Source organism: Streptomyces sp. NPDC096323, assembly GCF_040302845.1.
Lineage (GTDB): Bacteria > Actinomycetota > Actinomycetes > Streptomycetales > Streptomycetaceae > Streptomyces.
In genome coordinates, this window is the sequence record NZ_JBEOSI010000006.1 from 413,885 (window position 1) to 436,725 (window position 22,841).

At 72.1% G+C, this 22,841-nt stretch carries 21 protein-coding genes; 7 read left to right on the forward strand and 14 right to left on the reverse strand.

Annotated elements, in window-relative coordinates; all coding sequences use genetic code 11:
* Window positions 1-82 precede the first annotated feature (82 nt).
* Complete coding sequence (locus ABTX18_RS19485; protein WP_352123932.1) at window positions 83-1,300, forward strand: type ISP restriction/modification enzyme; 1,218 nt, start codon at window positions 83-85, stop codon at window positions 1,298-1,300.
* Here ABTX18_RS19485 and ABTX18_RS19490 read toward each other — a convergent pair.
* The 3 genes from ABTX18_RS19490 to ABTX18_RS19500 all read right to left on the reverse strand — a co-directional run bounded on the left by ABTX18_RS19490 (window position 1,258) and on the right by ABTX18_RS19500 (window position 3,436).
* On the reverse strand, window positions 1,258-1,947 hold the full coding sequence (locus ABTX18_RS19490; RefSeq protein WP_352123933.1) for a TetR/AcrR family transcriptional regulator: 690 nt from the start codon (window positions 1,945-1,947) through the stop codon (window positions 1,258-1,260). The two genes, ABTX18_RS19485 and ABTX18_RS19490, sit on opposite strands and share 43 nt — an antisense overlap.
* Before the next feature lie 151 nt (window positions 1,948-2,098).
* Window positions 2,099-2,362, reverse strand: coding sequence for a hypothetical protein (locus ABTX18_RS19495; protein WP_078598324.1), 264 nt, complete (start codon window positions 2,360-2,362; stop codon window positions 2,099-2,101).
* 282 nt (window positions 2,363-2,644) lie between these two features.
* Window positions 2,645-3,436 (reverse strand): SGNH/GDSL hydrolase family protein, encoded by a 792-nt coding sequence (locus ABTX18_RS19500; RefSeq protein ID WP_503061173.1) that lies wholly within the window; start codon window positions 3,434-3,436, stop codon window positions 2,645-2,647.
* 225 nt (window positions 3,437-3,661) lie between these two features.
* On the opposite strand from ABTX18_RS19500, the gene ABTX18_RS19505 reads away from it, so the two are divergent.
* The gene (locus tag ABTX18_RS19505) at window positions 3,662-4,777 is read left to right on the forward strand and encodes a DUF5925 domain-containing protein (RefSeq protein WP_352123935.1); all 1,116 of its coding nucleotides are present in this window, start codon (window positions 3,662-3,664) and stop codon (window positions 4,775-4,777) included.
* Between the two features lie 93 nt (window positions 4,778-4,870).
* Here the strand turns inward: ABTX18_RS19505 and ABTX18_RS19510 are convergent, their stop codons facing one another.
* Window positions 4,871-5,245 carry a GntR family transcriptional regulator gene (locus ABTX18_RS19510; protein WP_352123936.1) on the reverse strand — a complete coding sequence of 125 codons (375 nt, stop codon included), beginning with the start codon at window positions 5,243-5,245 and terminating at the stop codon, window positions 4,871-4,873.
* 69 nt (window positions 5,246-5,314) lie between these two features.
* On the opposite strand from ABTX18_RS19510, the gene ABTX18_RS19515 reads away from it, so the two are divergent.
* Window positions 5,315-6,235 carry a GNAT family N-acetyltransferase gene (locus tag ABTX18_RS19515; protein WP_352123937.1) on the forward strand — a complete coding sequence of 307 codons (921 nt, stop codon included), beginning with the start codon at window positions 5,315-5,317 and terminating at the stop codon, window positions 6,233-6,235.
* The gene (locus tag ABTX18_RS19520; RefSeq protein ID WP_352123938.1) at window positions 6,216-6,713 is read left to right on the forward strand and encodes a ribonuclease FAU-1 family protein; all 498 of its coding nucleotides are present in this window, start codon (window positions 6,216-6,218) and stop codon (window positions 6,711-6,713) included. The genes ABTX18_RS19515 and ABTX18_RS19520 overlap by 20 nt, the downstream gene beginning before the upstream one ends.
* 103 nt (window positions 6,714-6,816) lie before the next feature.
* On the opposite strand, the gene ABTX18_RS19525 is transcribed toward ABTX18_RS19520, so the two are convergent.
* Window positions 6,817-8,295 carry a trifunctional class I SAM-dependent methyltransferase/NUDIX hydrolase/VOC family protein gene (locus ABTX18_RS19525; protein ID WP_352123939.1) on the reverse strand — a complete coding sequence of 493 codons (1,479 nt, stop codon included), beginning with the start codon at window positions 8,293-8,295 and terminating at the stop codon, window positions 6,817-6,819.
* A gap of 225 nt (window positions 8,296-8,520) precedes the next feature.
* Here ABTX18_RS19525 and ABTX18_RS19530 point away from each other — a divergent pair, with 225 nt between their 5' ends.
* The gene (locus tag ABTX18_RS19530; protein WP_352123940.1) at window positions 8,521-9,600 is read left to right on the forward strand and encodes a lytic polysaccharide monooxygenase auxiliary activity family 9 protein; all 1,080 of its coding nucleotides are present in this window, start codon (window positions 8,521-8,523) and stop codon (window positions 9,598-9,600) included.
* 24 nt (window positions 9,601-9,624) lie between these two features.
* On the opposite strand, the gene ABTX18_RS19535 is transcribed toward ABTX18_RS19530, so the two are convergent.
* From ABTX18_RS19535 to ABTX18_RS19545, 3 genes are all read right to left on the reverse strand, one after another.
* The gene (locus ABTX18_RS19535) at window positions 9,625-10,518 is read right to left on the reverse strand and encodes an esterase/lipase family protein (RefSeq protein WP_352123941.1); all 894 of its coding nucleotides are present in this window, start codon (window positions 10,516-10,518) and stop codon (window positions 9,625-9,627) included.
* Window positions 10,519-10,725: 207 nt separating this feature from the next.
* Window positions 10,726-11,724: a DNA polymerase Y family protein gene (locus ABTX18_RS19540; protein ID WP_352123942.1), complete on the reverse strand. Its 999-nt coding sequence runs from the start codon at window positions 11,722-11,724 to the stop codon at window positions 10,726-10,728.
* A 32-nt stretch (window positions 11,725-11,756) separates the two neighbouring features.
* Entirely contained in the window at window positions 11,757-15,263 is a 3,507-nt protein-coding gene (locus tag ABTX18_RS19545; protein WP_352123943.1) for a DNA polymerase III subunit alpha, read from the reverse strand.
* A 188-nt stretch (window positions 15,264-15,451) separates the two neighbouring features.
* Here ABTX18_RS19545 and ABTX18_RS19550 point away from each other — a divergent pair, with 188 nt between their 5' ends.
* Entirely contained in the window at window positions 15,452-16,498 is a 1,047-nt protein-coding gene (locus ABTX18_RS19550; protein WP_352123944.1) for a DUF3533 domain-containing protein, read from the forward strand.
* 361 nt (window positions 16,499-16,859) lie between these two features.
* Here the strand turns inward: ABTX18_RS19550 and ABTX18_RS19555 are convergent, their stop codons facing one another.
* The 4 genes from ABTX18_RS19555 to ABTX18_RS19570 are packed head-to-tail and all read right to left on the reverse strand — an operon-like array spanning window position 16,860 to window position 19,864.
* Entirely contained in the window at window positions 16,860-18,455 is a 1,596-nt protein-coding gene (locus tag ABTX18_RS19555) for a polyamine aminopropyltransferase (RefSeq protein WP_352123945.1), read from the reverse strand.
* Between the two features lie 21 nt (window positions 18,456-18,476).
* Complete coding sequence (locus ABTX18_RS19560) at window positions 18,477-18,917, reverse strand: DUF350 domain-containing protein (RefSeq protein ID WP_352123946.1); 441 nt, start codon at window positions 18,915-18,917, stop codon at window positions 18,477-18,479.
* 48 nt (window positions 18,918-18,965) lie between these two features.
* The gene (locus ABTX18_RS19565) at window positions 18,966-19,361 is read right to left on the reverse strand and encodes a DUF4247 domain-containing protein (RefSeq protein WP_352123947.1); all 396 of its coding nucleotides are present in this window, start codon (window positions 19,359-19,361) and stop codon (window positions 18,966-18,968) included.
* Window positions 19,358-19,864: a DUF2617 family protein gene (locus ABTX18_RS19570; protein WP_352123948.1), complete on the reverse strand. Its 507-nt coding sequence runs from the start codon at window positions 19,862-19,864 to the stop codon at window positions 19,358-19,360. Before ABTX18_RS19570 ends, ABTX18_RS19565 begins: the two co-directional genes overlap by 4 nt.
* Before the next feature lie 202 nt (window positions 19,865-20,066).
* On the opposite strand from ABTX18_RS19570, the gene ABTX18_RS19575 reads away from it, so the two are divergent.
* On the forward strand, window positions 20,067-20,564 hold the full coding sequence (locus tag ABTX18_RS19575) for a phospholipase (protein WP_352123949.1): 498 nt from the start codon (window positions 20,067-20,069) through the stop codon (window positions 20,562-20,564).
* 74 nt (window positions 20,565-20,638) lie between these two features.
* On the opposite strand, the gene ABTX18_RS19580 is transcribed toward ABTX18_RS19575, so the two are convergent.
* Together ABTX18_RS19580 and ABTX18_RS19585 are read right to left on the reverse strand one after the other, a co-directional pair.
* Window positions 20,639-21,238 carry a hypothetical protein gene (locus ABTX18_RS19580; protein ID WP_352123950.1) on the reverse strand — a complete coding sequence of 200 codons (600 nt, stop codon included), beginning with the start codon at window positions 21,236-21,238 and terminating at the stop codon, window positions 20,639-20,641.
* A 141-nt stretch (window positions 21,239-21,379) separates the two neighbouring features.
* Entirely contained in the window at window positions 21,380-22,807 is a 1,428-nt protein-coding gene (locus ABTX18_RS19585; protein WP_352123951.1) for a serine hydrolase domain-containing protein, read from the reverse strand.
* Window positions 22,808-22,841 lie beyond the last annotated feature (34 nt).

Genomic DNA, 22,841 nt, shown 5'->3' on the forward strand with positions numbered 1-22,841 from the left:
GCAGGCACCCTGCCGGTACCCGCGGCCCCGCCGTTACGATGCCCGGGAAGGCGGCAGACGTGGCGACGGGGAGGACGACACGGTGGCAGCACCGGCAGCGGCCGGATCCGGCGAGGACCCGCGCGGCCCGCTCCTCGACGACCTCATGCCCTGGTCCGTACGGCCACTCAGGACCGGGCGCCCCTGGGTGACCGCTCCCGACCCCGCCTCGCTGCGCGCCCGCTGGGAGCGGCTCGTACGCGCCCCGGGCACCGAGCGCGAACGGCTGTTCATGCCCACCCGTGCGCGTACGCCGCAGACCGCGGTGGCGGCGCTGCCCGGGCAGTCCACCGGCACGGGCCGGTTCGCCCGTGAGCCGGGGCCGTATCCGGAGCCGGTACGGATCCTGCACGGGCCGTTCGACGAGCAGTGGCTGCTTCCCGACCACCGTCTGATCGACGTGGCCCGGCCCGAGCTGTGGCGGGTCGCCGACGGTCACCAGCTCTTCGTCGTCGAGCACGGCCGGGTGCCCCAGGACACGGGGCCCGCCCTCTCGGTGACCGCGCTGCTTCCCGACGGCCACTCCCCCGCGGGGCGGCCGGGCCGGATCCGTCCGCTGTTCCGGCGCCCCGGCGGGGCCGAGCCCAATCTGGCCCCCGGCCTGCTCGGTCTGCTCCGCGCCCGCCACGGGGACGCGGTCACGGCCGATTCGGTGCTGGCCTGGATCCTCGCGGCGGCCCGGCAGACCCCGGCGGGCTGCGTGGTGCCGCTGCCCGCGGACACCGCGCGCTGGTCGGCGGGGGTGGAGCTCGGGCGCGAACTGGTGCGGATCCAGCTGCGCGGGGCGCGGGGCGGCGAGCGCCCCCGGCTGCCGGGCGGGCGCCGCCCCTATGTGCGGGCCGCCGTGCCGCCCGCCCCGGCGGAGCTGTCCTACGACCCCGAGGAGCAGGTGCTGGGGATCGGTACGGGCCGCATCGCGCCGGTGCCCGTCGGTGCGTGGGAGTTCCGGGTGGGCGGTGTGCGCATGCTGGAGCTGTGGTTCGGGCGCCGGGCGGCGGCCCCCGCCGCCGAGGGCCTGGCGGCCGTACGCCCCCCCGCCTGGCCGCAGGAGTGGACGTCGGAGCTGCTGGAGCTGATCACGCTGCTCGCCCTGCTCGCCGAACTGCGGCCCCGCCAGGAGGAGCTGGCGCGGGGCCCGGAGATCGGCGGGCACGAACTGCGGGAGGCGGGCGTACTGCCGGTGCCGGCGGCCGCCCGGCGGCCCGCATCGGTGCTGGATCACCAGGAAGAGGGCCCGGACGGCCAGTTCGCCCTGCTGTGACCTGGCCGGACCGGCCCTCCCCGCGGCCGAACGAGTCCAGCACCGGTCAGCGCGGCCGGCCGGTCCAGGGCGCCGAGCAGCGCGACGAAGCCCGACTCCAGGAAGGCGCCGAGCTCGTCGAGGGCCTCCGGCTCGTCCAGCGGCCAGCTGGTGACCGCCTCTTCGGCGAAGGCCATCCAGGCCCGCGTGGCGACGGACAGCCGGGGCGAGTCCGGCATCCCGAGCCGCCGGTGCCCCTCCTCCAGCCGCCGGGCCACGGCGGTGCGGGTGGACTCGACGATGTCCTCCACGGCGGGATGGCTGCCGGCGGCGCCCCGGACCAGGGCGAGATAGATCCTGCGGTGCTCCGTGACGTACGCCGCGAACCCGGCGATGAACGACCGCAGCCAGGGGACGGGCTCCAGCGAGGGGTCCGGTTCCATGGCTGCGGCGAATTCGTCGCACTCCCGCTGCACCATGGAGCGGTAGAAGTCGCGCTTGGAGTCGAAGTAGTGGAAGAGCAGCCCCCGGGAGATCCCGGCGCGGCGCGCCACATCGTCGGTGGAGAGCTCGTCCAGCGAGCGATCGGAGAGCATGTCCACGCCAATCGCGACCAATTGCGCCCTTCGCTCATCGGGGCTCAGGCGCGCGGCTCGCTTCTCGGGCATGCGGACAGTGTAGAAGTATTTCGACACCGAATTACCTCGGCACCCAGCCACCCCGACGCGAGAGGGTCGCGGACATGGCGACGCGCCACTGCCGGCTCCGGGGATGACGGAAGAGCGGGCAGCAGCGCGATGCCGGGACCGGGGCGTCGGGTCAGCGGCGGCTGCCGAAGAGCGAGCGCCGCAGCCGCCGCAGCGGGGCGAAGAGCGAGACCCTCGCGCTCCTGCTCCGGCGGGTGTGCGCGGCGTCGCGCGAGGTGAGCTCGAGCATCAGCAGCGTCGCCTCGGCGGACTCACGCTGCGGGACGGCGGGGCCGCCCAGCACTGCGAGATGGCGGTCGAGGCGCGAACTCGTCGCACCGCTCCCGCATGTGATGGCAGGCACACGCGGCCTGCTGCGCATCGTTATCTGTTCCATGTCACTCCCCACCCGTACGAGGGCACCCGGCCCGGGCAGGTTAACCCTATCGCCCCGCGGCGACACGCGTGTATCCCGGGCACAGGATTGGGCACACACATACGGAGGTTGACGACCAGTCTGCGAATCCGCCCGATTCCAGGGCGAGTTGGACAGTTCGTCAACCCCCGGGCGGCGCGGGTCCGTCGGGCCTGCCCATCGGAGAAGGCCCTGACCTGCAGAGCTCTCGACAGGCGGTCCGACGGGGCGCCGCACGGAGGTGCGAACAGAGGTCGGCGCCGGTCAGTCGAGCGAATTGAGAACGGGCAGATAGCCACCGGACTGCCCTGCGGCGAAGGGGTGGTACGACTCGCCGATGTTCAACCAGTTGAGACTGTGCAGCCAGGCACTCCCGGAGCAGATCTCGTGCCCGGTGAACGTCCCGGCGACATCACCGAAGGTGAAGCCGTGGTCGGCGGCACGCTTGGCGGTTGCCGCGTTGAGGTAGTCGGATGCGCCGTTGATGGCGGTGCGGACCTTGTCGCTCAGGCCGACGACGCAACTGCCGCCGATCTTGTAGAAGCGCGGGTAGCCGAGCACGACGACGTGGGCCGACGGGGCCTTGGCGCTGATCGCCGAGTACACCGAGTCGAGCCGGCCGGGCAGCGTGGAGTCCACGTAGGCGCGGGCGGTGGCGATCCGGTTGAGGCAGGTCGCCTCCGACTGCAGGACACAGGTCGTCATGACATCGGCGAAACCCGCGTCGTTGCCGCCGATGGAGATCGAGACCAGGTCGGTCGACGAGCTGAGCGGCCCGAGCTGGCTCGCGGTCACGTCGTTGGTGCGGGCGCCCGAGCAGGCGGTGAAGGCGAACGACGCGGGTGAGTTGGCGGCCGCCCAGAGCGAGGGATAGGCGAGGGTGCTGCGCTTGCAGTCACCGCTGGAGCCGATGTAACTGCCGGAGCCGACCCCCGAGGAGTAGGAGTCGCCCAGCGCGACGTAGTCGACGGCTTGGAGGGACGGTGCGGCGTTGGCGGTGGCTGCCCCGGTCAGGGCGATGACGGCGCCGAGCAGGAGTGAGGACGAGAACGCCATGAGTCTGGATATCTTCATGGAACCTCCCTTGGACCGACCAGCAGGATCTCTGCCTACTCAGTGGTAGCAGCAGCGAAGCCGCTCTGGAAGTGTTCATGCCAAATCGATCGGACGGCCTTTCGCCGACGGCTCCCTGAGTTCGTGTCATACGGTGCGCAACGCACCCCGGGGCGGGCTGAGGCAGGTGACGAAACCTGGGTGCGCCAGGTGCCTCCGTGCCGGATCATGGGCCGCATGTCAGCCACCCCCGAGTCCGCTCTGCCGATCCGGCTCAACGTCGACGACAGCGACTCCCCGTCCGACGTCGTCGACGCGCTGTTCCTCGGCCGCTTCGCGACGGGCGAGCAGCCGTACTCGCACAGCTCCTCGCTCGACCGGGTCAGGAAGAGCGCCACGCTGCTGCCCAAGGGGGCGAAGGTGCTGCGCGCCGCCCGCGACGACGACCGCAGCGCCACCCTGGCCGAGGGCGACGGCTGGACGCTGCTGATCTCGCGGTGGAACCGGGGCGCCGATGTCACGGTCACCGCGACCACCGCCGAGCTGGCACACAAGGTGCTCGAAGAGGCGACGGATGGCGCCCAGGACGAGCCGGAGCCGCAGCCCGAGAACGTGACGATGGGCTTCTGGTACGTCTCGCCGCGCCGGGGCCCGTACCGCACCACCCGTCAGATCGCGGCGGGCACCTGGGACGAGGTCCGGTCCAACTACACCGCTCCCGTGGCCGATGCGATGGACCGGCTGATGAAGGTCACCCCGGACGACATCGCGGGCCGGCTGCTCCTGCTGCACGGCCCTCCCGGGACCGGCAAGACGTCAGCCCTGCGCACGCTGGCGCGGTCCTGGCGCGACTGGTGCCAGGTCGACTGCGTACTCGACCCCGAACGGCTCTTCAACGACGTCGGCTATCTGATGGACATCGCGATCGGCGAGGACGACGGGAGCGCGAAGGGCCGCTGGCGCCTGCTGCTCCTGGAGGACTGCGACGAGTTGATCCGCGGCGAGGCCAAACACACGGCCGGCCAGGCGCTGTCGCGCCTGCTGAACCTCACGGACGGACTGCTGGGCCAGGGCCGCAACGTGCTGGTCGGGGTGACGACCAACGAGGACCTGGAACGGCTCCACCCGGCGGTCGTCAGGCCCGGCCGCTGCCTGGCCCGGATCGAGGTGGGCCCGCTGACCCGCAAGGAGTCGACGGCCTGGCTCGGTACGGAGGAGGGCCTGGGCCGGGACGTGACCCGCGAGGGCACGACCCTGGCGGAGTTGTACGCGCTGCGCCGCGGCACCGGCCCCGCGTCGGTGCCCAAGCAGGACTCGGGGGCGGACGCGGGCCTGTACCTCTGAGCCGCGGCGCGGACGGGCCGCTGGCCACGCGACGCGCGGACGGGCCCGCAGTCACGGGCCGCTGCGACACGCCGCGCCCGCGCGCCCCTCGGCTCAGTCCGCGTACACCGCCCGCACCGCGTCCTCGGCCAGCTCCAGGGCCCGCGCCCGGGACATCCCCAGCCGGCGGGCGTGCTCCGCGTACTCCCGCGCCGCGGCGCCCGCGTGGCGGTCGGCCGCGTCGCCCGCCGCGGCGACGAACGTGCCGTTGCGCCCCCGCGTCTCGATCACCCCGTCCGCCTCCAGCGCGCGGTAGGCCTTGGCGACGGTGTTGGCAGCGAGGCCCAGCTCCTCGGCGAAGCCACGTACGGTGGGAAGTCTGTAGCCGACCGGCAGCGCCCCCGAGCGGGCCAGTTCGGAGATCTGCGTGCGCAGCTGCTCGTACGGAGCGGTGCCGGCATCCGGGTCAACGGCGATCTTCAGAGTCACGGGCCGATTCTGCCCCACCGCCGGAAATTCGGGGGCGGCCGGGCCGGGCCCGCGGGTAGCGTCCGGCGCATGACTGTCATCGTGCGCGATTTCCGGCCCGCCGACGCCGAGGACTGGGTGCGGGTGCGGCGCGCTGCCCTCCCGTACATGGTCACCACGCCGGAGCAGGTCGTCTTCGACCTGGCCACCGCCCATCCGGACAAGCGCTACCGGCTGCTGGTCGCGGAGGAGGACGGCGAGGTCATCGGGACGGCCCAGGTGGGGCTGGCGTACGAGAGCCCCGAGCCGGGCCAGGCGTTCTGCAATCCGTACACCCACCCGGAGCGGACCGGCCGGGGAGCGGGCACGCTGCTGCTGCGCACGGCCGAGGAGTACCTGGCCCTGGCCGGTGCGACCTCGGTCTACACCTGGGTCCTGGACACCCCCGGCAACCGGGCGTTCGCCGGGAAGCACGACTATGCGCCGAGCCGGCCGGCGCACTTCCTCCATCTCGACCTCGCGGGCGGCACGCTGCCGCCCCGTCAGGAGCTCCCGGCCGGTGTCGAGCTGCGTACCGCCGCCGACTTCGCCGACGACCCGCGTCCGCTCTTCGAGGCGGATGCCGAGACCACCGCGGACGAGCCCAGCGACACCCCCACCCAGCTGACGGACTACGAGGAGTGGCTCGGCGAGACCTGGGGCAATCCCGGTCTCGACCACCACCTCACCTCGGTCGTGGTGGCCGACGGCGAGGTGGCGGCGTTCAGCGCGGCGGAGACCGACGGTGCGAACCGCTACTGGTCGGGGATGACCGGCACCCGGCGGGCCCACCGCAACCGCGGGCTGGCAAAGCTCGCCAAGAACGACTCGCTGCACCGGGCGCGCGCCGCCGGGTACACCGACGCCTACACCGGCAACGACGCCGACAACGCTCCGATGCTGGCGATCAACCGCTGGTTCGGCTACGAGATCTGTGCCACGGAGGTACGCCATGTCCGCAGGATCGTCTGACGCCGGGCTGACCGTCGTCCTGGTCAAGGCCGGAAAGACCAAGATCCGCTACCCCGCCGCCCTGGTCGCCGACGACGACACCCGGGTGACGGTGCGGGCCCCCTGGGCCGCCCCGGGTGTACGCGACTTCGGTTTCGTGCGCTTCGAGCCGGGCGACATCTTCACCGAGTACTACTGGCGTGACGCCTGGTTCGCGGTGAAGGAGGTCCGCACGGGTGCGGGCGAACTCAAGGGCTGGTACTGCGATGTGACGCGTCCGGCCGTGCTGCGGGACGGCGAGCTGCTCGTCGAGGACCTGGATCTCGATCTGTGGGTGTCGGCGGACCGCACCGCCGTACTGCGGCTCGACGAGGACGAGTTCGAGGAGAGCGGACTGGCCGGCCGCGACCCGGAGGCGGCCGGTGCGGCCGTGGCGGCCCTGGACGAGCTGGAACGGCTCGCCCGCACGGAGGAGGGGCTCGCGAGCCTGCTGGGCTGAACCGCCGCCCGGCGGCCCGCCGCCCCGCGGCCCGCCGCTCCGGCGGCCCAGGGGCCGGTAGGGCTGGCGGCCCGGGGGCCCGGCGGCCTGGAGCCCAGGGGCCTCAGCTCACCACCAGCTCCACCTCGTACCCCGCCGCGTCCTCCAGATACGCGGCCACATGCCCGTCTCCGCCCGCGCGCGGATGGCGGTCGCCGAAGAGCAGCCGCCAGCCGTGCTCCGGGGCCCGGGCCACCAGTGCGTCGAGAGTGGCCCGGTCCTCGACGTGGAACGCCAGGTGGTTGAGCCCGGGCCGGCGTCGTTCGTGCGCGCCGGGGGCCAGGTCGGGCGACTGCTCGATCACCACGTAACTGTCACCCCGCCGCCAGCTGCGCCCGTGCGCCCATTGCTGGTACGGGGCATGGCCCAGCTCGCCCAGGAGCCAGCCCCAGCCGGATGCGGCGGCCGCCAGATCGGGCACCCACAGCTCGATGTGGTGGAGCAGCCCGGTACGGACCCCGCCGGCCGGCAGGGGAACGGCCCGCCGGACGCCCCCCGGTTCGAACGCGACGGTGTCGCCGTCCTCGTGCCAGTGGACCAGGAAGTGTTCCCCGCTCCGGTAGCCGTCGAGGCCGGCGCGGCAGTACGCGACCATGTCGTCGGGCAGGGCGTCCAGCGGGAACCATTGCAGCTCGGAGCACTTGTCCGGTTCCCGGTTGTACGGCGGCCTGTCGGGGTCGTACGCCGCCTCGAAGAACCAGCCCGTCCTGGGTTTGCCGCCCGGTCCCCGGTGCTGCATGACCAGGGCCACGCGCAGCTCCTCCGGCTGGAGCTCCACCCCGATCTCCTCGGCCGTCTCGCGGATCATCGCCGCGCGGACGTCCTCGCCGTCCTCCACGTGCCCGGACGGGGCGTGCAGCAGCCCGTCCGCGTATCCCGTGCCGGCCCGCCGGGCGAGCAGGACGTCGGAGCCCCGGCGGAGGATCAGATGCACATCGACGACCTCGGTGTGCCGACGCGGGGGTTCGGCACGCGCGACCAGCGCGTAGCGTTCGTCGTCGACCTCCTTGCCCCAGAGATCCCGGTCGCCGGAGAGCGGCTCGTGATGAACGCGCTCGGTGAAGGGGCTGAGCAGCGCGGTGAGTTGCACGGCCGACAGACCGACCCCGTTCCACACGCCTTCGACCAGGACCAGTCGGCCGCCGGGCCGCAGCAGCCCGAACCAGTGGCGCAGCACCCGGGCCGGATCGGGGAGCAGCCACACCACGTGCCGGGCCAGGATCACGTCGAACCGCTGCTTGCCGACGGGTGGTGCGGCCGCGTCCCCTGCCAGCACCTCGGTGCCCGTGCCGGCCAGTTTGGCGCGCGCCTGCTCGACCATGCGGGGCGAGCGGTCCACGGCGGTGACCCGGTGGCCCTGCCCGGCGACGAGCAGTGCCAGACTTCCGGTGCCGCACCCGAGGTCGAGCACCTCGGAACGCTCCCGGGGCAGCCAGCTCTCCAGACGCCGCGCCCAGGCGTGCCGGACCACGGGGTCGAGCAGGCCGTGGTCCGGCTCGTCGTCGAAGGTACCGGCGGCTGAATCCCAGTCGATCGTCGTCATGAACCGATCGTGCCAGCTGCCACTGACAACGGGGCAGGTGCCGGCAGGTCCGCGGGCGGCCGGTCCCTCTTGACGTTCTTAAGCGGTCTTGAGTGGCCCCTTAAGCGCGTCATAACGATCGCCACCAGCCCGTTCTCCGGGCTTGTCCGGGGTCGGGCGCGGGCTAGCTTGCTGTTCCCGGGACGCCCCGCACACCGCCGTGGACCGCTGAAGGAGTACGTCACCATGCCCGCCATCTCCCCCTCCCGTCGCAGGACCGCCGCCGTCGCCACGCTCGGTGCGACGCCGCTCGTACTCGCCGTTCTGACCGCTGTTCCGGCCTCGGCGCACGGCTCGCTGACGGATCCGGTCAGCCGGGTCTCGGCCTGTTTCGCCGAGGGGCCCGAGCACCCGCGGTCAGCCGCGTGCGTGGCCGCTGTCGCGGCCGGCGGCACGCAGGCGCTGTACGACTGGAACGGCGTCAACATCGCCAATGCTGCCGGACAGCACCGGCAGTTGATTCCGGACGGCAAGCTGTGCAGTGCGGGCAACGACAAGTTCGAGGGGCTCGACCTGCCGCGCGCCGACTGGCCGGCCACCGCTCTGAAGGCGGGCTCGCACACCTTCCGTTTCCGGGCCACCGCCCCGCACAAGGGTTCCTTCGCGCTGTATCTCACCAACGCCGGCTACGACCCGGCGAAGCCGCTGAAGTGGTCGGACCTGGAGGAGAAGCCGTTCGCCGAGGCCACCGACCCGGAGCTGGTGGACGGTTCGTACGTCTTCGGCGGCACCGTTCCCGAGCGCTCGGGGCGTCAGCTGATCTACACCGTCTGGCAGCGGTCGGACTCCCCCGAGGCGTTCTACGCGTGCTCCGACGTGGTCTTCGAGGGCACGAGCGGTGCGGACGGCAAGGATGCGAGCGGCAGCAACACGAACAGCAGCGGCACGAGCGGCAGCGGTTCGGTCGCCGCCGTGCCCGCCCCGTCCGCTTCGGCGCCCTCCGAGCAGGAGATCGCCGAGGGGGCGGAGAAGTCCTCGGTGGAGCACGGCGGCCACGGTGACGACGACGCCGGTACAGGCGCTGCCGTCACCGAGGCCGTCACCGAGGCCACGGGCGCGACGGCCGCTGCGGCCAATGCGCCGGAGCCGGACAGCGCCTCGGGCGACACCCCCGTCGCGGGCTCCGACAACCTCGCCGAGACAGGCGGCAGCGCCGCCACGAGCCGGGTGGCCATGGGCGGCGCGGCCGCGATCGCGCTGGGCGCGGCCGCGCTGCTGGTCTCGGTCCGTCGCCGGGCCGCCGCGGCGGCCCGGCGCGGACTCTGACGGATCCGGCCGGGGAACCGGTGCTTACCCGATGACCGAGGCGCAGGTGGTCGGGGTGGCGTGCGCCGGGTCCAGGGCGTTCGCCACCTCGTGGTAGGCGATCCGGTCGATGGTTCCGATCGCCACATGCTCGGACAGGTCGACCGGGCACAGGTTCTGGAGCAGGACGTTGCGTACGTCCGGCCCGTCCAGGAACTGGGTCCGGTACGGGGTCACGACCTCGTCGTACCTGGTCGCGATGACGGTGTAGTGCACACCGGGCACCGTGTCGGGAAGCGAGTTGAGCTTGGTGACGAAGGGCGATCCCGCCACCTGGTCGGCGAGTCCGGGCGTACCGGCATTGAGCAGGTCCTCGGCGCCGGGGAAGTACGGCAGCAGCTTCGTCAGGCCGAGGAGGGTGGTGCCGTGGTTGTCGGGGGCGAGCCCGACCAGGGCGTTCACCTTGGCTCCTCCGCCGAGGAACTTCAGGTAGTAGTTCGGCATCATGCCGCCCTGGGAGTGGCCGACGAGGTCGGCCTTGGGCGCCCCGGTGGAGGCGAGCACTTTGTCGACGAAGGCGGCGAGCTGTCCGGCCGACTTGTCGATCGGGCCGAGGCCGTTGAAGAACGGCACACCGGGGAGCTGCCCGTAGTCGAGCGAGTAGACGCAGTACCCCCGGTTGACCAGGTAGGGGGCGAGGACGAGCCAGTTGTCGACCGCGTTCCCGAAGGTCCCGTGGACCAGCACGACGGGGCGGGGGTGGGCGGCGGAGGGCTTGCAGGAGTAGTCGTTCCAGCCACGGGAGGTGACCGTGGCGGTGGTGGGGGCGGCTGCAGCGGCAGTGGCCGTGGGGGTGGCGACTGCGGCGACGGCGAGGAGCAGTGCGGCGAGGGTGGTCCGTGTACGTGGGGTACGCGGCGCACGGGTCCAGGGCAGCATCGGGTGGTCTCCTTGCGGCTCAAGGGAGTTGCGATGTCTGTGCAGGAGTTGCGTTGTCTGTGCACCCTGCGGTCCGGACCACAAGTTCTGAGACGTTCTACGTGCTCATGCCAAATTACGCATGAGTAAGGTGGAGGGGGAAGTTACGCGTCGGTAAAAACTGACGCGGGAGTAACCGTAGCTTCAGGACGGTTCCCGACGGGCGGCTCAGGCCGCGAGTCGCCCCGGCATCACGGCCCGGGGTCCGAACCGGTCCCGCAGCCGGTCCGCGACCGCCTCGATCCGCCGCGCCCGTTCGTCGACCGGGTCGAAGGTCAGCTGGTGCGCGGCCCGCCCGGCGTCACCGAGCCCCTCGGCGCGCAGCGCGATCCCCCGCACCCGGGCCCGCTGCAGGGCGAACGAGTCATGGATGCGGTAGGCGAGCGCGGTGAGTTCCGCGGAGTGCGCGGTGGGCTCGCGGAGCGTACGGCTGCGGGTCAGCGTCGCGTAACCGGTCCGGTCGGCATAGCGCACGGAGACCGCGAGCGAGCGGCACACCTGCCCCTCGCCGCGCATCCTCGCCCCCAGTTCCTCGGTGAGCGACATGAGCGCACGACGCTGCCGCTCCGGGTCCAGCTCGTCGCGGGGGAAGGTCCGTTCGGCGGCGAGCGAGCGGGCGGCGGCGTTCGTCACGACCGCCGTACGGTCGATGCCGTGCGCCCGCTCCCACAGGTCGCGTCCGGTCCGCACCCCGGTGATCCGTTGCAGGGTGCCGAGCGGGGCGGCCGCGATCCGGCCGACGGAGTCGAGCCCGTATCCGCACAGGGTGCGGGCCGTCGCCGCCCCCACGCCGTCCAGCGCGGCGGCCGGCCGGTCCGCGAGGAAGGCGGCGGCCCCGCCGACGGGCACCACGAAGGTCGTCCCCGGCGCGGCCTGCCGTGCCGCCATCCGGGCCAGCATCGGGTTCTCGGCGGCCCCGATCGCGCAGTCCGCACCGTGCAGGGCCAGGGCGCGGACCCGGATCACCGAGGCCAGCCCCGTCACGTCCTGCCCGAAGTAGCGCAGCGCGCCCCGGACGTCGGCGAGCGCCCCGTCGGGGGGCGCGGCCTCGACGACCGGGGTGAACGAACCGAGCAGGGCGAGCAGCCCCGCGTAGCCGGCGTCGTCCGGGAGGCCGCCGCCGACCCTGCGGAACCGCAGGCAGAGGATTCCGGGCTGCTCGCTCATCCCACTCACCTCATCCATCCCGCTCGCCCCGCTCATCCCGCGCTCCCCGGGCTCTGGTGCCACAGCTTCCTTCCGGTGGGTACGCCCTCGCCGGGCGGCTGGAGGTCGGACCAGGGGTTCATCTCGTAGCCGGTGGGCATCCGGATCCGGCGGCCGTCGTCGCCGACGGGCGCCTCCTCCTTCTCCGGAGCAGCCGCCTCCTTGTCCGGCGCAGCCGCCTCGGCGGGCACCTGCGCCAGCCGGGCCGCGACCGCGTCGAGTCCGCCGGTGCGCCGCAGTTCGGCCAGTTCGGCCAGGTTCCAGGCGGCCGAGCCGACCACGCTCAGGCTCCGCGGCCCGCGCCGCTGCACCACCCCGCGCACCAGCAGCAGCCAGGAGTGGAAGACGGTGTGCGCGCAGGCGGCGTGGCTGTCGTCGAAGAAGGCCAGGTCGACCAGGCCCGTGCCGTCGTCCAGGGTGGTGAAGACGACCCGGCGCCCGGAGCGGATGGGTGGGGTCTGGGTGGCGGCCTTGGCGCCCGCGACCAGCACGGTCTCCCCGTGCCGGGCCTCGCGCAGCCGCTTGGCCGACAGCGCGCCGAGCTCCTCCAGGAAGGCGTGGTGATCGCTCATCAGATGGCGTGAGACGTCCATGCTCAGCACCCCCAGCTCCGCGCTGAGCCGTTCCGCCTCGTTGAGGTCGGGCAGGCCGATGGAGCCGGTGCGGTGCCCGCCGCCGAGCGGGAGCTGGGCGCCGGAGCCGCCGGAGCCCGTGCCGCGCTGGGCGCGGTGGAGTTCGGACAGGTGGAGCAGCAGGTCGCGGCGGTTGGCGCCGAACGCGTCCAGCGCGCCGACCTGGGCGAGCCGTTCGGCGGCGGGCTTGCCCGGACGGGCCCGCTGCCAGAAGTCCAGCAGCGAGGTATAGGGCTGTCCGGCCTCGATCCGGGCGACCTCGGCCGTGCTGATCCCATGGACGTCCGAGAGCGCGAGCCGCAGCCCCCAGGACTCCCTCCCTCCCTCACCATCAGACACCAGTTCGATTCGATGAGTGGCCGCGGAGCGGTTCACATCCAGCGGCAGCACCGGTACCCCGCGCCGCCGCGCGTCCACGAGCAGCAGCCTCTTCGGGTACATCCCCGGGTCATGGGTGAGCAGACCGGCGTAGAAGGCCGCCGGGTGATGCACCTTCAGCCAGGCCGACTGGTACGTCGGCACGGCGAAGGCCACCGCGTGCGCCTTGCAGAAGCCGTAGCTCCCGAACGCCTCGATGATCTCCCAGGCGCGGGCGATCACATCCGCGCCGTACCCGCGCGCCGCCGCGTGCCGGCCGAACCAGGGCCTGATCAGGTCCTGCGACTCGGGGTCGGAGAGCCCGCGCCGGACCCGGTCCGCCTCGCCCCGGCCGCAGCCGGTCATGCGGTCGACCATCTCGATGATCTGCTCGTGGAAGACCACCACTCCGTACGTCTCGCGCAGCGGCCCCTCCAGGTCGGGGTGGGGATAGCGGACCGGCGCCCGGCCGTGCCGGGCCTCGATGAACGGGCGCACCATGTCGGCGGCGACCGGACCGGGCCGGAACAGCGAGATGTCGACCACCAGATCGTGGAAGGTGGCGGGCTGGAGCCTGCCGACGAGATCGCGCTGGCCGGGTGACTCGATCTGGAAGCAGCCGAGCGTCTCGGCGGACTTGATCAGCCGGTACGTCTCCGGGTCGTCCGGCTCCACGGCGTCCAGGTCCACCTCCTGCCCGGAGGCCCGCTTCACCTCCGCGACCGCGTGCGCCATCGCCGACTGCATCCGCACCCCGAGCACGTCGAGCTTGAGCAGCCCGAGGTCCTCCACGTCCTCCTTGTCGAACTGCGCCATGGGGAAGCCCTCGCCGCTGGTGGGCATGACGGGGGTGCGGCGCAGCAGCGAGGCGTCGGAGAGGAGGACCCCGCACGGGTGCATGGCGATGCCGCGCGGCAGCGCGTCCAGCGCCTCCACCAGCTCCCACAGCCGCCCGTACTTCTCCTTCGTCCTCGCCACTTCGCGCAGTTCGGGCAGTTCCTCCATGGCGGCGCGGGCGTCGCGGGCCCGGATGTGCGGGAAGGCCTTGGCGAGCCGGTCGGTCTCGGCCGGGTTCATGGAGAGCGCGGCGCCGACGTCGCGGATGGCGTGGCGCACCCGGTAGGTCTCGGGCATGGCGACGGTGGCGACCCGTTCGGCGCCGAAGCGGCCGATGATCGCGCGGTAGACGTCGAGGCGGCGGGCCGACTCGACGTCGATGTCGATGTCGGGCAGCACGAAGCGGCGCTTGGACAGGAACCGCTCCATCAGCAGCCCGTGCTCGACCGGGTCGGCGTGGGCGATGCCGAGGAGGTGGTTGACCAGGGAACCGGCCCCGGAGCCGCGCGCGGCCACCCGCACCTTCATCTCCCGTACGTCGTCCACGACCTGGGCGACCGTGAGGAAGTACGAGGCGAAGTTGTGGTGGGCGATGATGTCCAGCTCGTGGTGCATCCGGTCCCAGTACGCGCGCCTGCGGTCGTAGCCGCGCAGCACCATGCCCGCGGCGGCGCGGGAGGCCAGCACCCGCTGGGCGGTGCGCCGGTCCGCGCCGACGAGGTGCGGTTCGGGGAAGTGGACGGAGCCGAGGCCGAGGTCGCCCCGGGGGTCGACCACGCAGGCGTCGGCGGTGCGCCGGGTCTCCGCGAGCAGCCGCGCCCCGGCGCCGGGGCCGAGGCCTGCGGCGGAGGTGATCCGCTCGGCGGTCTCCGCCATGGCGCGGGCGTCCTTGAGCCAGCGCTCACCGCTGTCGAGCGGGGCGCGGCGCGGGTCGACGGGGACGAGCCTGCGGGCGGAGTCGAGCACGTCGGCGACCGGGCCCTGACCCGGGTCCGCGTACCGGACGGCGTTGGTCAGCACGGCCCGTGTCCCCTGCTCGGCGGCGAATCCGACGGTACGGGCGGCGAGCCGCAGCGAACCGGGGCCGGTGCCGTCACGGCCGTGGTGGACGGCTTCGAGCCGCAGGTCGTCGCCGTACATCTCCCGCCAGGGCGCGAGCAGGGCGGCGGCCCGGTCGGGGCGGCCGGCGGTCAGCGCCCTGCCCACCTCGGACGCGGGGCCGAGCAGCACGGTGAGCCCTTCGGCGGGCAGTGCGGAGCGGTCGAGAAGGGGCCGGCCACCGTCGGGCACGGCCGCGTGGGCGGCGGTGACGAGGCGGCACAGTTCGGCCCAGCCCTGCGCGCCGTCGCGGGCGAGGAAGGTGACCCGGGGTGCGGATTCATCGACAAAGGCACCCCCGCGGGCGGGGGTCCGCAGCCGTTGCGTACGCCCTTCGCCCTCCACGCGTCCGGCGAGTGCGGGGGCCACGGCGAGTTCCACCCCGAAGAGCGGCCGCACCCCGGCCCGCTCACAGGCCTTGGCGAACCGGACCGTACCCGCCAGGGTGTCGCGGTCGGTCAGCGCGAGGGCGTCCATCCCCCGCTCCTCGGCGCGCTCCACCAGCCGCTCCGGGTGCGAGGCCCCGTACCGCAGGGAGAACCCGGAAACGGTATGCAGATGCGTGAACCCGGGCACCCGCACCTCCTGAACCGATCCGCACTCACCACCCCCTCGCTCTCCACGATAGACCATGTTTCGAACATTCGTACGATAGTCGGGGTGGGGGCCACCCCTTCTGCCCCCTTCTGCCGTTCGACTCCTCCGTTCCACCATTCGGCCCGGTCCCGACTGCGTGGGCGCCGGGCAGCCCGGACCGTGGGGGCATGACTTTCGCTGACGAGGTGAAGAACGCCGTCACCCCACGGGCCGCGCTGCTCGTCATCGGCGTGCTGGCGCTGCAGCTGCTGTTCATCGCGTCCTATATCGGAGCACTCCACAACCCGAAGCCCACGGACGTCCCCTTCGGCGTCGTCGCACCCCAGCAGGTCTCCTCCCGGCTCGTCACCGAACTGAAGAGCCTCCCCGGCGACCCCCTGGCCCCCCGCACGGTCACCGACGCGGCCACCGCCCGGCGGCAGATCCTCGACCGCGAGATCGACGGCGCCCTGATCGTCAACCCCAGGGGCACGACCGACACCGTGCTGGTCGCCTCCGGCGGAGGCACCGTCCTGGCCACCACACTGACGAAGATCATCAAGGAGGCCGACTTCGCCGAGCACCGCACGGCCCGCGCGGTGGACGTGGCCCCGGCCTCGAAGCAGGACTTCGACGGGCTCTCCTCGTTCTACCTGGCCGTGGGCTGGTGCGTGGGCGGCTACCTCTGCGCCTCGATCCTGGCGATCAGCGCGGGCAGCCGCCCCGCCAACCGGCAGCGCGCGGCGATCCGGACCGGCGTCATGGCGCTGTACTCGATCGCGGGCGGGATCGGCGGCGCGATCATCATCGGCCCGATCCTCGGCGCCCTGCCCGGATCCTTCTGGGGCATGTCGGGCCTGGGCGCCCTGACCGTCTTCGCGGTCGGCATGATCACGCTCGCCCTGCAGGCGCTCACCGGCATCGTCGGCATCGGCCTGGCCGTCCTGATCGTGGTGATCGCGGGCAACCCGAGCGCGGGCGGCGCCTTCCCGCTCCCGATGCTCCCGGACTTCTGGCGGGCGATCGGCCCCGCCCTGCCGCCGGGCGCCTCCACCTGGACGGCACGCTCGATCGCGTACTTCAGGGGCAACGCGGTGACCGGTCCGCTGCTGGTGCTCTCCGCGTGGGCGGTGGTGGGCACGGTCATCACCCTGCTGATGGCGATGCGGAAGAAGCCGGAGGCGGCGGACGCCCCGGCCGCGGGGGCGACGGGCGGGGGCTCGACACTGGCCTGAAAGGCTGTCCCGCAATTCCTGGTGGATCAGCGCGCGGCGTCAGATGCGGTGCGTCGCAAGGCGGAGAGGCGCCCGCATACTGGATGTATTCGGGCGTTCAGACAACGCGGCGAGGTGCCGTAGCTGTCGTCGTGCGCCCGCCAGGAATTGCGGGGACAGCCCTTAGCGGGGGGCGGAGGCCTCTCTCCCTTCTCCACCCCGCTCAGATGCAGATCTGCGAGGTGCTGGACTGGTTCTCCTCACAGCAGCGCTGGACCTGGCCCGGAGGTCCTGAGCCGGGTGGTCCGTGTGCGCGCGGCCCTGAGTATCTGCTCCGACGACGTGGCCCGGTTGCCCGGGCCGGCAGGCACCCCGTCCCGGCTCAGTAGTCGCGCCACTCGTCCAGAACGTATTCGAGCACCGCGGGATCCATCAGCGTGCTCGGCCGTACGTCGGTGCGGCGGCGGTCGACGGGGAAGACGGTGGCCGCCTTCAGCACCGCCTCGTCCAGGTAGCGGAGCTTCGGCGCGTCCGGGGCGAGCCTAAGCGGCGGGGCCTCGGTGCCGGGGGTGGCGAGGACGAAACCCCAGTTGCCGAAGCTCGGGACGTCGATCTGGAACTCCGTCGTCGCGTACCCGGCTGTCTCGATGGTCTTCTCGATCGACCAGTAGGTCTTGGGGGCGAAGAACGGCGATCCGCTCTGGACCACGACCTGGCCGTGCGGCGCCAGCACCCGGCCGAGCAGATCGTAGAACTCCACCGAGTACAGCTTCGCCAGCGACGCCGAGTCCGGGTCAGGAAAGTCGATGATCACCGCGTCGTACCGCTGCCGGGCCTCGCGCAGCCAGGTGAAGGCGTCCGCGTTGACGACCTGGGCCCGCGGATCGTCCAGCGAACCGTGATTGAGCCCCTGCAGCGGCTCGAACGTGCGCGCCAACCGGGTCATCGCCGGGTCCAGCTCGACCAGCGTGACATGCCGGACGTCCTCGTAGCGCAGCACCTCGCGCAGCGCGAGGCCGTCACCACCACCCAGGATCAGCACGTTGGACCGGCGGCCGGACAGCGCGGGATGGACCAGCGACTCGTGGTAGCGGTACTCGTCGACCGAGCTGAACTGAAGGTCGCCGTTGAGGAAGAGCCGTACGTCGGGCTTCCCGGTGAAGGCGGTGGAGCGGGTGACCACGATGTCCTGGTACGGGGTGGTCTCGGAGTGGATGATCGGATCCGCGTACATGTGCTGCCGTGCGGTGACCTCCAGGTCGTCCGCCAGCACATACGTGGCGCCGAGGACGGCGAGCACCACGGTGACGCCGGCCAGCAGCCCGGCCTTGGCCAACCGGCCGGTCTGGCGGCGGAAGATGAACACCACGACGATGACCCCGGCGACCGCGTTGACCCCGCCGACCACCAGCGCGCCCTTCAACTGGCCGAAGGTCGGCAGCAGGAACAGAGGGAAGCCCAGGCCGCCGACGAGGGCGCCGATGTAGTCGACGGCGAACATGTCGGCGACGGCACTGCTCGCCTCCTGTTTGCGGATGCGCTGGAGCAGCGTCATCAGCAGCGGGATCTCGGCGCCGATGAGCAGGCCCACCACCAGGGACACCACGATCATCGCGGGCATGTAGAGCTGGAGCCAGGCGAAGGCCGCGTACAGGATCAGGACCGACAGGCCGCCGACCAGTGCCAGCACCCCCTCCACCACCGCGAAGGCGACGACGGGACGGCGGCGCAGCGGTTTGGCGGCCAGCGAGCCCACTCCCATCGCGAAGACCATCACGGAGATGACCACGGAGGTCTGGAGCACCGAGTTGCCGATGAGGTAGCTGCCCAGCGCGGTCAGCGCCAGTTCGTAGACGAGGCCGCAGGCGGCGCAGAGGAAGACGGCGAGCAGCAGCAGGAACCGCGCCCCCGGCGTGTGGCGGTCGGCCGGGGGACGCGGAGGCGTCGCGGTGGCACGGTCGTCCAGGGTGGAGCTCATCGGATGGTCCTCGTGGTGGTCCTAGGAGAGGGCCGCGCCGACCATGACGGCGGTGCCCAGGTACATGCCGGCCTGGACCCAGGCGGCGGGGTGCGGGCGGCGGTCGTCGCCGTCGTCGAGGGCCACCGCGCCCATCTGACCCGGCGTCAGCACGCCGATGACGATGCCGACCAGCGTCATCACCAGCACCCCGGCCAGACCGTAGAGGAGAGTGCTGAACAGGCCGTATCCCAGGCCCTCTTCGGACTCGCTGGCCCGGATGGCCGACATGATGACCAGCCCGACCGCGATGGACTGGCTGCCGAGGAGCACGGCCGCGCCGCGGTTGCGGTCCCGCCACACCACGTGGAAGAGCTTGCCGGGCGTGACGAGGTCGAGGGCGACGAAGCCGACGGCCATCACGGCGAGGCCCACGATCCCGTAGAGCAGGGCCTGCCCGGCCGACTCGAAGATCTCGGTCACTGCATTGCCTTTCTGGAGGGCGTCGTCAGGGCCGGAGGGCGCCGGACGTCACTTGCCGGAGCCGGGGCCGCCGCCGCGGAAACTGCTCGGGTTGGGCCAGTAGGTGAGGTGCTGGTGATGCCGGCGGTAGCCGTTGCGGTAGTCCTCGATCTCGATCGTGCTGCCGCTCCGGTACGGCGAAACGGTCACCATGTCGTCGCCGTAGCGCAGGAACTCCATGCCGCCGCCGGTCGTCCGGTCGAGGGCGTCGCGGTGGCCGTCGATCGCGTCGGCGACCTTGGCCGGCGGGCTGTTCTGGTCGAGCCACCCGCTCCCGCCGGCGGAGTACGTCTTGCCGATCCAGCTGCGCGGGACGCCGTCCTCCCCGTCGCTGGAGCAGGCGGAGAGCAGGGCCGTGACCAGCACGGCCGCCACCGCCCCGCGTAGGAGTCTGGTGCTGTTCATCGAGCCTCCAGCCGGCTGTGGGTCGATACGATGTACCCGTCCTGCGGGTAGCTGTGCCAGGTACGCCAGGCCAGCCCCGCGCCGGACCGCTCGTCGCAGGCCTCGACGACCACCGCAGTCACCGCTTCCGGGGACCCGGGGAAGACCCCGCACAGGCTGTGCTCCGCCTCGTCCGCGCGGCTCAGGGCGTCCGCGACCCGGTCACTGAACTCCCCGGGCCCGAAGCATGCCGTGGTGGCACTGAAGTCGTACGTCCACCCCGCGAACCGCCGGGTGTGCGTGGCCGGCAGTCCCCTGACCGCTTCCGGCAGGCACGCCACGGTCTCCCGTACCGGGCCTGCGAAGACCTGATGGGACGCGCCGAGCAGCCTCAGTCGCACGGCGAGCCCTCCCACGGACACCTCATGTTCGGCAAGCGCCGGCCGTTCGGTCAGGTCCAGAGAGAAGCAGAGCTGATCCGCGGCCGTATCCAGGTAAGGGGCCTGCAGAGATACGGCGTGCACGCGGCCCCCGGTCCGATATTGCTATGAGCGGCGCCGAGTATGACACATGCGTCAACCATGGCTGGAAAGCGGCCCCTGGAAGACCGCGGGATGGCGGCTCCGGTCTAGTCATGACAGGTACATGACGGCATGCTGTAGCGACCTCGTGCCACCCACGGGGCGGAAGCCGCCTCACATCCCCGCCACCCCACGGAGGTTGCTCATGCGTCGCCGTTTCGCCACCCTCTTCGCCGCAGTCACCCTGTCGCTCCCCCTCGCCCTGCTGCCCGCCGCCTCGGCGTCGGCGGCCCCGGCGGACAAGCCCCAGGTCCTCAGCTCCTGGACCCAGACCAGCGCCTCCAGCTACAACGCCTGGAAGGCCGCCCGCGGCAACCAGGGGGCATGGGCCGCGTACGGCTTCGACTGGTCGACGGACTACTGCAGCACCTCGCCCGACAACCCGTTCGGCTTCCCCTTCCAGATGTCCTGCGCCCGCCACGACTTCGGTTACCGCAACTACAAGGCCGCCGGAACGTTCTCCGCCAACAAGGCCCGCCTCGACAACGCCCTCTACGCGGACCTCAAGCGCGTGTGCGCCGCCTACTCCGGTGCCTCACGGACCTCGTGCGACGCCACTGCCTGGACGTACTACCACGCAGTGGACATCTTCGGCGTCGCACCGGCGAAGGCGGGCGCCGGCAGAGCACCTCAGCCGTCCTGACCAGCCCGAGCACCGGGCGGCCCCGGCCACGTTGTGGCTTGGGCCTCCCGGTGACCGGTGACCCGGTCCGATGGTCAGTGGCCGCCGCTGGGGCGGTCGCACGCCGAGTGGTCGGGATAGCCGCCGAAGGCGTCCGCTTCGGTGGTCGCGCTGTTCATCGTCCCCTCCACGCACACCAGCGGGGAGTCATCTGCGTAGATGAGGAATCCGACCCCGGTGGGGCCGCTCTGGTGCGCCTCCACGGCCCCGGGGGCGTAGCCGAGGCCCGTGAGGACGTCACGGGCGTGCTCCGGAGTGAAGTCCCCGCGCTCACGCAGCGGTTCCAGTGCCTTCTGCACGCGCGCAACCACCGCGATCCCGTCGCAGCGGCTCTGGCCGTGCAGCGGGAACGGGTCCTGGAACCCGTGATTCTCGGCGTAATGGTCGGTGGGTGGCACGGCCGGGCCCGAGGACGGTGCGGTCGGTGTCGGATCCGGTGAGACGCTCTCGCCGGGACACCGGAAGTCCGCAGGCGCACTGGGCCTCGATATCCCGGTGGGCGTGGGATACGCGCTCCGGTACATGTCGCCGGCGTCCCCGGCCCGCTGCGTCCCGCATCCGCCTGCCGTCAGCACGGCCACCGCCGCCAACGCCGACATCACGAACTTGGCCCCTGTCACTCCGGTCGTCGTCATGCGTCGATCCTCCCCCGTATGGGGCCGACATGGGCCCCGGCCTCGCACTTCTCCATGAGGCACCCGCCCCCGGCGTGATCGCCGGGAGGCCGCGCCACTTCAGCCGCTCCCACCTCTCATGGGACACCCCCGGTCCACGTCCTAAGCGACGTCAGGCCGGGTCATCAGCGGTGACCGCAAGTGCAGTTCCAGGTCGGGGCCGGTGAGCGGCAGGGTGCTCCACAGCGCCGTGGCGGTCCCGGCGCCGGAGTCGATGACCAGCCGCACGCGGTGCGGGGCGGTGATGACGTAGAGATCGGCTACGAACAAGTCGCCCTGCCAGGCTCCGACCGCGACGACGGGCCGCCCGAGCGGCGAGCTCTCCCGCCAGTCGCCGTGGCCCACCTCGACGTCGAAGAGTGACTCGAACCGTACGAGCCACCCACCATCGGCGGGATCGACGGTCACCGTCGTTCCGTCGGGCAGGGCCGATTCCTCGGCCGAGGAGTCGATTCGCGCGTCGGCCGAACGCCCCGGGTCGGCCGAGCCCGGCACGAGCGGCAGCGACATACGGCGCAGCCGCTCGGCAAGGAGCGCGTCGTCCTGAACGCTTCCCCTCTGGTCCACGCCGGGCAGCAGGCACTCCCACATGGCGTCGAGCACTTCCTGAGACTCCCCCTGGGCGGTCACGGCGACCACGAGGTCGTGCGACGGAACCACCACACACTGCTGTCCAAAGGCCCCATGGCCGTGGTATCCGTGCCGCGACATCCAGAACTGGTAGCCGTATCCGCAGGAGAAGTCGGCGTCGACCGACCCGACTTCGAACGGCAGGCAGTCGGTGTGCCGCCCGGTCGCGAGCTCCACCCACTCGCGCGGAACCAGTTGCTGGTCGCCCCAGGCACCACCACGCAGCAGCAGTTCACCGAAGGCGGCGACGGCCTCGGTCGTCAGGTGCAGGCCATGAAATCCGAAGGCGGCCCCGCTCGCCACCCGGTCCCACTCGGCGTGATCGATGCCCATCGGCTTGAAGAGGCGCTCGTCGAGGAACTCCGGAAGGCCCCGGTTCGTGACACGTTCCACCATTCTGGCCAGGATGAACGTGGTCGAGTTGTCGTAGACGTGCCGCGTTCCCTCCGCCACGGCGAACGGCAGACGCAGGAAACCCTTCACCAAGTCGCCGGGCTCCAGCTCCCACGCCTCGCCGAGGCTGTCCGTGGGGTGCCCGGCCGTCATGGACAGCAGGTGGTGAACGGTGATGCGGCTCCCCTGCTCCGAGATGTCGGGCGGGACATGGTCGGGCAACACGTCCACCACTCGGTCGGCCGGCGAGAGCAGCCCGTCGGTGACCGCGAGCCCCACGGCGATCGACGTGAACGACTTGGTCAGCGAGTAGAGCAGGTGGGGGCGCTCGGCCGAGTACGGAGCCCACCAGCCTTCGGCAACGACGTGACCGCGGTGCACGACCATGATCGAGTGACACTCGACGGATCGCTCTTCGAGCCGGTCCAGCAGCAGGGCGATCGACCGGGACGATATCCCGGAGGTGGCCGGTGCCGAACGTGGAAGCAGGTGGCGCCCAGAAGACATTCAGACTTTCTAACAGGCCCACGCGGACCGGCGC

Excerpts from the sequence above, each read along its gene's own strand:
- ABTX18_RS19490 (WP_352123933.1), bottom strand. The coding sequence starts at position 1,947 with ATGCCCGAGAAGCGAGCCGCGCGCCTGAGCCCCGATGAGCGAAGGGCG.
- ABTX18_RS19495 (WP_078598324.1), bottom strand. The coding sequence starts at position 2,362 with ATGGAACAGATAACGATGCGCAGCAGGCCGCGTGTGCCTGCCATCACA.
- ABTX18_RS19500 (WP_503061173.1), bottom strand. The coding sequence starts at position 3,436 with ATGGCGTTCTCGTCCTCACTCCTGCTCGGCGCCGTCATCGCCCTGACC.
- ABTX18_RS19505 (WP_352123935.1), top strand. The coding sequence starts at position 3,662 with ATGGGCCGCATGTCAGCCACCCCCGAGTCCGCTCTGCCGATCCGGCTC.
- ABTX18_RS19515 (WP_352123937.1), top strand. The coding sequence starts at position 5,315 with ATGACTGTCATCGTGCGCGATTTCCGGCCCGCCGACGCCGAGGACTGG.
- ABTX18_RS19520 (WP_352123938.1), top strand. The coding sequence starts at position 6,216 with ATGTCCGCAGGATCGTCTGACGCCGGGCTGACCGTCGTCCTGGTCAAG.
- ABTX18_RS19525 (WP_352123939.1), bottom strand. The coding sequence starts at position 8,295 with ATGACGACGATCGACTGGGATTCAGCCGCCGGTACCTTCGACGACGAG.
- ABTX18_RS19530 (WP_352123940.1), top strand. The coding sequence starts at position 8,521 with ATGCCCGCCATCTCCCCCTCCCGTCGCAGGACCGCCGCCGTCGCCACG.
- ABTX18_RS19535 (WP_352123941.1), bottom strand. The coding sequence starts at position 10,518 with ATGCTGCCCTGGACCCGTGCGCCGCGTACCCCACGTACACGGACCACC.
- ABTX18_RS19540 (WP_352123942.1), bottom strand. The coding sequence starts at position 11,724 with ATGAGCGAGCAGCCCGGAATCCTCTGCCTGCGGTTCCGCAGGGTCGGC.
- ABTX18_RS19550 (WP_352123944.1), top strand. The coding sequence starts at position 15,452 with ATGACTTTCGCTGACGAGGTGAAGAACGCCGTCACCCCACGGGCCGCG.
- ABTX18_RS19555 (WP_352123945.1), bottom strand. The coding sequence starts at position 18,455 with ATGAGCTCCACCCTGGACGACCGTGCCACCGCGACGCCTCCGCGTCCC.
- ABTX18_RS19565 (WP_352123947.1), bottom strand. The coding sequence starts at position 19,361 with ATGAACAGCACCAGACTCCTACGCGGGGCGGTGGCGGCCGTGCTGGTC.
- ABTX18_RS19575 (WP_352123949.1), top strand. The coding sequence starts at position 20,067 with ATGCGTCGCCGTTTCGCCACCCTCTTCGCCGCAGTCACCCTGTCGCTC.
- ABTX18_RS19580 (WP_352123950.1), bottom strand. The coding sequence starts at position 21,238 with ATGACGACGACCGGAGTGACAGGGGCCAAGTTCGTGATGTCGGCGTTG.
- ABTX18_RS19585 (WP_352123951.1), bottom strand. The coding sequence starts at position 22,807 with ATGTCTTCTGGGCGCCACCTGCTTCCACGTTCGGCACCGGCCACCTCC.